This window comes from Pseudomonas sp. 05T35 (assembly GCF_056396605.1).
Genome location: NZ_JBFTLU010000820.1, coordinates 1 through 819, shown reverse-complemented (window position 1 = coordinate 819; position 819 = coordinate 1). Strand labels below are relative to the sequence as shown.

Annotated in this window: 1 protein-coding gene; it reads right to left on the bottom strand. The window is 63.8% G+C overall.

What is annotated here, in order from left to right; all coding sequences use genetic code 11:
- Window positions 1-819 (bottom strand): Ig-like domain-containing protein (locus tag AC1DH9_RS30070; protein WP_477809444.1); only part of this gene is annotated, 819 nt, incomplete at both ends.

Below are 819 nucleotides of genomic sequence, written 5' to 3'. Positions count from 1 at the left end.
GGCTGTACCCTTGTTTGCCGGCGCGCTGGCCGAGTTCAGCGTGAACGCGTGACCGTCGTCGACATCGGTGTCGTTGGCCAGTACGTCGATCGTCAGGGGTTGGTTTTCCGTACCGGCGGCCGTATCGGCCACCGCCACCGGTGCGTCRTTGGTGCCGGTGATGGTCACGTCCACCGTGGAACTCGAGAGCGCCCCGTGCTCGTCGCTCATGGTGTAGCTGAGCGTGACGCTGGCCGTGGCGCCCTGCGCCAAATGATCGAAGTCAGTCCCCGGGGTGAACAACAATTGGTTGCCGACCACGCTGGCACTRCCTTGGCCGATTGGCGCGCTGGCGCTGACCAAGGTGAATGCATGGCCGTCATCGACGTCGGTATCGTTGGCCAGCACGTCGATGCTCAGGGTCTGGTTTTCCGTGCCGGCGGCCGTATCGGCCACCGCCACCGGCGCGTCGTTGGTGCCGGTAATGGTCACGTCTACGCTACTGGTCGAGAGCGCCCCGTACTGGTCCTGCATCTGGTAATTGAGTGTCACGTGCTCGACCGCACCCTGCGCCAGGTGATCGAAGTCAGTCCCCGGATTGAACTGCAACTGGTTGCCCGAGACGCTAGCACTGCCTTGRCCGATTGGCGCACTGGCGCTGACCAAGGTGAATGCRTGGCCGTCRTCGACGTCGGTRTCGTTGGCCAGCACGTCGATGCTCAGGGTCTGGTTTTCCGTGCCGGCAGCCGTATCGGCCACTGCCACCGGTGCGTCGTTGGTGCCAGTGATGGTCACATCCACCGTGGAGCTTGAGAGCGCCCCGTGTTCGTCCTGCATCTG